This is a genomic window from Dactylosporangium sp. NPDC005572, from assembly GCF_040605515.1.
Taxonomy (GTDB): Bacteria; Actinomycetota; Actinomycetes; order Mycobacteriales; family Micromonosporaceae; genus Dactylosporangium.
Map to the genome: position 1 here is coordinate 41,815 of NZ_JBEXCY010000078.1, position 6,523 is coordinate 48,337.

The window sequence follows — 6,523 nt, forward strand, 5'->3', positions numbered from 1 at the left end:
ATCAAACCGATTTGATGCAATACCTCAGGGCCGGACCAGTCCGGACTCGTAGGCGATCACCACCAGCTGGGCGCGGTCGCGGGCGTGCAGCTTGGTCATCGCACGGTTCAGGTGGGTCTTCGCCGTCACCGGGCTGATCACCATCCGCGCGGCGATCTCGTCGTTCGACAGGCCCTGGGCGGCCAGGGCCACCGCCTCCCGCTCGCGGTTGGTCAGGCGGCTCAGGGCGGCCTCGTTCGACGGGAGCGGGCCCGTCACGTACCGGTCGATCAGCTTGCGGGTGATCGACGGGGCCAGCAGCGCGTCGCCCCGCGCGGCGACGCGGATCGCGTGCAGGAAGTCCTCCGGGAGGATGTCCTTGACCAGGAAGCCGGCCGCGCCCGCCCGCAGCGCGTGGAACACGTACTCGTCCAGGCCGTAGTTCGTCAGGATCACCACGTGCACCGCGGCCAGGGCCGGGTCGCCCGCGATGCGGCGGGTCGCCTCGATGCCGTCCACGCCCGGCATCTGGACGTCGACCAGGGCGATGTCGGGGCGGTGCGCGCGGGCCAGGGCCACGCCCGCGGCGCCGTCGCCGGCCTCGGCGACCACCTCGATGTCGTCCTCGGCGTCCAGCAGGGCGCGGAACCCGCTGCGGATCAGCGGCTGGTCGTCGACCAGCAGGACGCGGATCACGCGGTACCGTCGACCGGAAGCTCGGCGCGGACGCGGAAGCCGCCCTCGTCGCGCGGGCCCGCCCGGAGGCGGCCGCCGAGTGCCGTCACGCGCTCGCGCATGCCGAGCAGCCCCACGCCGGGGACCGGCTCGCCGCCGACACCGTCGTCGTCGACCTGGACGACCACGGCGCCGGGGCGGAACTCGATCCGGACCGCGGCGCCGGCCGCCCGCGCGTGCCGGGCGACGTTGGTCAGCGCCTCCTGCACGATGCGGTACGCGGTGCGGTCCACGGCGACCGGCACGTCCGCCGGCGCGCCCTCGACGGTCAGGCTCGCGCCGGCCCGCCGGGCCAGCTCCGGCACCTGGTCGATCCCGCACGGCGGGGCGCCGTCGTCGTCGCGCAGCGCCTCCAGGGTCGCCCGCAGCTCACGGGCCGCCTCCCGGCCGGCGTCGCGGATGGCCAGGAGGGCGTCGGGCACGTCGTCGCCGCGTTTCTGCGCCAGGTGTACCGCCGCCTCCGCCTGCACCTTGATCACGGAGATCTGGTGGGTCAGCGTGTCGTGCAGCTCGCGGGCGATGTGCAGCCGCTCCTCGCCGGCCCGCCGCCGCGCGCTCTCCTCGCGGGTGCGCTCGGCCTCGTCGGCCCGGCGCTCCGCCTGCCGCAGCGCCTCCCCCGCCGCGCCGGCGGCGAGCAGCCAGGCGATCTCCAGGACTCCCCTGGCCCGGGTGAAGGCCTCGCCGGCCGGCAGGCCCGAGACCATCGCCGCGACCGGCAGCGCGGCCAGCATCACCACGCTCGCCACGATCGTGGTGACCCGGTGCCCGGCCCGGACCGCGCCGTACACGGCGACCAGGTACGCCACCGCGAACACGTCGAACCCGGCCGCCTGGTAGCCGACCGCGCACGCCCCGGTGACGACGAGGACGGCGACGGGCGCCCTGCGGCGCGCGGCCAGCGCCAGCCCGCCCGCCGCGAGCAGCACGTACCCGGCGGCGGAGCCCTCGGCGGAGAGCCCCGCCACGACGAGGATCGCCGCCACCCCGACCGCGATCAGCCAGTCCCCCATGGCGGCACGATAGCGGCCCGCCCGCCGCGGCGACTCGTGCGCGGGGACGAGCGGCGCCTGCTGCGCCCGCAGTAGCCGCCCGCGGCCGCGGCAGCGGGAAGAGTCCGCATCGGCACGACGCGCCGCGCCGGGCCGGCGAACAGCATGGGGTCATGTCCTTCATCGATCTGCTCGCCGCCGACCCCGTCGGCGCGTACTCCCTCACCCTCGACCGGGTCGTGGCGACGGCCGGCGCCCTGGTGGCCCTGGCCGGCACGGTCGCGGGCGCCCTGGCCCGGCGCAACCGGCGCCGCAACGGCACGGTCGCCCTGGCCGCGGGCGCGGTCGGCGTGGTCGTCGGCGCCCTGATCATCGTCACCGCGGACGGCGGGCCGGGCACCGGCAACGGCATCGTCGGCGGCTACGCCGCCGTGGTGTTCGGCCTGGTCGCCGTCGTCCTGGGGGTGCGGGCCCGCCGGACCGCCTGAGGTCAGCCGCCGAGCGCCTGGCGGGCGCGGGCGACGTACCGGTCGACCGGCAGGACGGGGGCGGCCAGGCGCTCGGCGGCGGCCGCCCGGGTCACCTGGTCACCTGCCAGGTCACCTGCCGGGTCACCGGCCGGGGCCTGCCCGCACGGTCGGGCGCGGTGTGACGGTGGCCGGCGCCGGCCGGGAAACCGACCCGGGTGAGCCTCGGGTGATCCCGGCGCCGCGGGCCGGGCAGGACCCCGGCGGCGGCGGTACCGTGACCGACATGTCGCGCTGATCACCTTCGGTCAGGATGCACCGATTTCTCGTCTTGTACGCTTCTCGCCGCTCACGATCGCCGCCGTCGCGGTCGCCGCCGTCGTCGGTCTCGCCAGCTCCGGGTGGCTGAGCCCGTGGTGGTCGGCGGTCCTCGACGACGCCGGGCAGCTGACCGCGGCGCTCGCCGCGACGCTCGCCTGCTGGACCACCGCCGCCCGGCACTCCGGCGCGCAGCGCTGGTGGCGGCTCTGGATGGGCGCCGCCACCTGCGGCTGGACGATCGGCCAGCTGGTGTGGTCGTGGTACCGGCTGTTCCGCGGCGTCGGGCTGCCGTCCCCGTCACCGGCCGACGCGGGCTACCTCACCCTGCCGATCCTGGCCCTCGCGGCCATCATCGTCCTGGCCGCCGACCGTCCCGTGCCGGGCGGGCTGCGGCGCCGGCCGGGGCTGGCGGTCATCATCCTCGACGGGCTCGTCGTCGTGGGCGCGCTGTTCGTGCTCACCTGGAGCACCTCGCTCGGGTCGGTGGTGCGGGCCGGCGCCGCCACCCCGCTGGCGTACACCGTCGCGATCGCGTACCCCATCACCGACCTGCTGCTGGCCGTCATCGTCATCCTGCTCGTCGCCGCGGCGGCGCCGGCCGCGAACCGGACCCAGCTGATCTTCCTCGGCGCCGGGCTGTTCTGTCTGGCGTTCTCCGACAGCTTCTTCGCCTACCTGGTGTCCTCGGGCGCGCAGAGCGTCCCGCCGCCGGCCGACGCCGGGTTCATCGCCGGGCACGCGCTCGTCGCCGTCGCCGCGCTCACCCCGACCCGGGACACGCCGGTACCGCCGGTGCGCCGGCATGTCCGCTGGGGCCACCTGCTGCTGCCGTACATCCCGGTCGCCGCCGCCGGGCTGCTGCTCATCTGGCAGTTCGTCCGGGGGATGCCGATGGACCGCGTCGAGATCGTCGCCGCGGCCGTCGTCATCCTGCTGCTGGTCGTCCGCCAGGCGCTCACCCTCGCCGAGAGCGCCGCCCTCGTCGCGTCGCGGACCCGCCTGGTGCTCGCCGCCGACCTGGCCCGCCGCCGGCTCGAGCGGGACCTGCACGACGGCGTCCAGCAGCGGCTCGTCTCGCTCGGGCTGGAGGTCCGCCGGGCCGAGGCGAGCGTGCCGGACGAGCTGCCGCAGCTGCGCCGGGAGCTGGCCACGATCGCGGACGGGCTGCGCGAGACCTCCGACGACATGCGTGAGCTGACCCGCGGCGTGCACCCGGCCATGCTGACCGGCGGCGGCCTGCGACCGGCGCTGCGCACCCTGGCCCGCCGCTCCGCCCTCCCGGTGGTGGTCGACGTCAACGTGGACGGGCGCCTGCCCGAACCGGTCGAGATCGCCGCCTACTACGTGGTGGCGGAGGCGCTGACGAACGCCGCCAAGCACGCGCACGCCGGCGCCGTCGAGGTCGGCGCCCGCGTCCACGGCGGGGCGCTGCACCTGTGGGTCCACGACGACGGCATCGGCGGGGCGAACCTGCGGCGCGGCACCGGCCTGATCGGTCTGAGCGATCGGGTCGAGGCGCTGGGCGGCGTGCTGACCGTCGACAGCCCACCCGGGCAGGGCACCCGCCTGTGGGCCGAGCTGCCCCTCGACGAGCCGCCCGGGGAACCGGCGAGCGGAGCCCTGGACCCGCGATCCAGGGCTCCGCACGCCTAAGCGCTCAGGTTGGTGCTCAGGACTGGACGATCGTGACGTTGTCGACGCCGGCCTCGACCAGGCTCGCGGTCGAGGCGTCGGCCGCCTCGATCAGGATCTGGACGCTCTGGCCCGCGTACGGGGTGAGGCTGGCGCTCGCCGTCGCCCAGGCCGCGTCCCGGTCGCTGGCCGCGCCGGCCACCGTGGACAGGACCGTGGTACCGCCGGCGGTCACGACGCTGACGCGCAGGAAGTCGGCCGAGGACGCGTTGCTGCCGTGGCCGAGGTACCAGGAGTACGACAGCGTCAGCGTCCCGCTCGCCGGCAGGGTGATGCTCGGGGACCGCACGCTGGTCGTGCCGCCGTCGATGTCGTTGGCGCCGGCGCTGGAGCCGGCGAGCCGCCCGGTCACCAGGTCGTTCGTGCCGCCGGCCGTGGTGCCCAGCTGCTTCGGGCCGCTCGAGTCCGTCGCCTCCGGGTCACCGCGCTCCCACGCGCCGCTCGTCGCGGTGTCGGTGCCGTTCGGGTTCGTCACCCAGCCCAGGGCGGTCTCGAAGGTGTCGGACCAGACCGTCGTGCCGGCGACCCCGCAGTACTGTGCCTCCTTGCCGATGACGCGGTACGGGCAGTCGGCGTACTCGGCGATCTGGAGGCTGGCCTCGCGGTTCAGCGCGGTCTGCGCGGCGATCACCTCGTCCGGCGGGTAGAAGCCGCCGCCGCCCGACGAGCCGGGGTACATCTCGAAGGTGTAGGACCAGATGCCCTGGTTGCCCCACAGCCAGTCGTCGATCGAGCCGTCGGTGATGTACAGGTCGCTCGCCTGCTCGGGCGTGTAGCCGTTGGTGCCGGCCATCTGGACGCCGAGCGTGCGGAACGTCGCCTCCTGGTCGGCGTCCAGGCCGGGCGCGGTGTTGGCGGTCGTGTAGCCGAACGGCCAGAGCACGAGCCTGCCGTACGTGTGGAAGTCGATGTGCGTCTTGATCTGCTGCACTCCGCCGACGCGGCGGCCCAGCACGAAGTCGCGCACCCGCTGGGTCTCCGGCGCGGAGAACGCCGACGGGCCGCGGTAGGTCTCGGAGCTGGTGGTGCCCGACGACCCGCCGCAGCAGCCCCAGTTGTAGCCCCAGTTGCGGTTGAGGTCGGTGCCCACGTTGCTGCTGCCGCTGTTCGGCTGGCGGTTCTTGCGCCACGAGCGGTAGGAGCCGGTGGCGATGTCGTACTCGCCGCCGTCGGGGTTCATGTCCGGCACGATCCAGATCTCGCGCGAGTTGACGACGCTGGTGATCCGCGCGTCGGTGCCGTAGCCGTCGGTGAGCTGGCGGATGAGGTACAGCGCCATCTCGACGGTGAGGTGCTCACGGGCGTGCTGATGCGCCGTGTAGAGCACCTCGGGCTCGTTCTCGTCGGTCGCGACGTTGTCGGAGATCTTGATGACCGGGATGTCGCGGCCCTCATACGACGTGCCGAGGCTGGTCTTGCGCAGGATCGCCGGGTAGCTGGTCGCGGCCGCGTTGAGCTCGGCGACCATCTCGCTGTAGTTGTGGTACAGCGAGTCGGCCGACGGGAAGTCGAGGATCGTCGGCGGTCCGGGCGGGGTCGCGGCGCGCAGGGCGCGGGTGACGGTGAAGCCCTGCTGGCGCAGCAGCGCCACCTCGGACGGCGTCGCGGTGATGTCGGCGACGCCGTGCTCGACACCGTCGAGCGACGCGCCGGTGGCGGCGATGCGGTTGCGGTCGTCCAGGGTCCGCACGTCGCTCACGACGTACGCGCCGGCGGTCTCGGCGGGATCGGCGCTCGCCCGGCCGGGGGCGACCAGGAGGGCGCCGGCCAGGACGAGGGCGAGGGGAATGGAGAGCCTCCGGGTGGTGTGGCTCATCAAGCCTCCTTGGATGTGGAGGTGCACGAGAGCTCCAGAGGACCACCCACCGCATGGTCATATCAACATACGTCTTTTCAATAACATCGACGATCAACGACGCGGGTCAGGGCCGCCTCCGCCTGTGCGGCCAGGGCCGGGACCAGGTCGGCCGCGGAGGGCACGTCGGTGACCAGGCCGGCCGCCTCGCCGGCCCACCGCGGCAGCGCCGGCACCGCGCCGCGGGCGACGTCGTCCGCGTACCCCGCGAGCGCACCGGGCTCCGTGGCCAGCTCGGCCTCGCGCCCGCGCCAGCGGTCGAGATACGGATGGCCGAGGGTGCGGGCGGTGTACCGCGCGGGCCAGGCCGACCCGCGGGCGATGTCGAGCACCCGGTTCCGTTCGGTGTCGTCGCCGCTCGCCGCGACGATGGCCGCGACGGTCGCCGGGTCGGCCAGGGCCTCCGCGGTGGCCTGGAAGCGGGTGCCGATGAGCGCCCCGGCCGCCCCGAGCACCAGCGCCGCGGCGACCCCGCGCCCGTCCCC

7 protein-coding genes are annotated in these 6,523 nt (G+C 75.0%); 2 read left to right on the forward strand and 5 right to left on the reverse strand.

The annotated features are described in order from the left end of the window. Nucleotides 1-24: 24 nt before the first annotated feature. The gene (locus tag ABZS66_RS31355; protein ID WP_354763955.1) at nucleotides 25-675 is read right to left on the reverse strand and encodes a response regulator transcription factor; all 651 of its coding nucleotides are present in this window, start codon (nucleotides 673-675) and stop codon (nucleotides 25-27) included. Then, on the reverse strand, nucleotides 672-1,724 hold the full coding sequence (locus ABZS66_RS31360; protein ID WP_354763957.1) for a histidine kinase: 1,053 nt from the start codon (nucleotides 1,722-1,724) through the stop codon (nucleotides 672-674). The genes ABZS66_RS31355 and ABZS66_RS31360 overlap by 4 nt, the downstream gene beginning before the upstream one ends. 152 nt (nucleotides 1,725-1,876) lie before the next feature. On the opposite strand from ABZS66_RS31360, the gene ABZS66_RS31365 reads away from it, so the two are divergent. Next, entirely contained in the window at nucleotides 1,877-2,191 is a 315-nt protein-coding gene (locus ABZS66_RS31365) for a DUF6223 family protein (RefSeq protein ID WP_354763959.1), read from the forward strand. A 287-nt stretch (nucleotides 2,192-2,478) separates the two neighbouring features. Here the strand turns inward: ABZS66_RS31365 and ABZS66_RS31370 are convergent, their stop codons facing one another. Then, the gene (locus ABZS66_RS31370; RefSeq protein ID WP_354763961.1) at nucleotides 2,479-2,715 is read right to left on the reverse strand and encodes a hypothetical protein; all 237 of its coding nucleotides are present in this window, start codon (nucleotides 2,713-2,715) and stop codon (nucleotides 2,479-2,481) included. Here ABZS66_RS31370 and ABZS66_RS31375 point away from each other — a divergent pair. After that, nucleotides 2,702-4,144: a sensor histidine kinase gene (locus tag ABZS66_RS31375; RefSeq protein WP_354763963.1), complete on the forward strand. Its 1,443-nt coding sequence runs from the start codon at nucleotides 2,702-2,704 to the stop codon at nucleotides 4,142-4,144. The two genes, ABZS66_RS31370 and ABZS66_RS31375, sit on opposite strands and share 14 nt — an antisense overlap. 16 nt (nucleotides 4,145-4,160) lie before the next feature. Here ABZS66_RS31375 and ABZS66_RS31380 read toward each other — a convergent pair whose 3' ends face one another. Continuing rightward, nucleotides 4,161-5,999 (reverse strand): M14 family zinc carboxypeptidase, encoded by a 1,839-nt coding sequence (locus ABZS66_RS31380; protein WP_354763965.1) that lies wholly within the window; start codon nucleotides 5,997-5,999, stop codon nucleotides 4,161-4,163. A 77-nt stretch (nucleotides 6,000-6,076) separates the two neighbouring features. After that, on the reverse strand, nucleotides 6,077-6,523 hold a 447-nt coding region (locus ABZS66_RS31385; protein WP_354763967.1), incomplete at its 5' end, for a nitronate monooxygenase.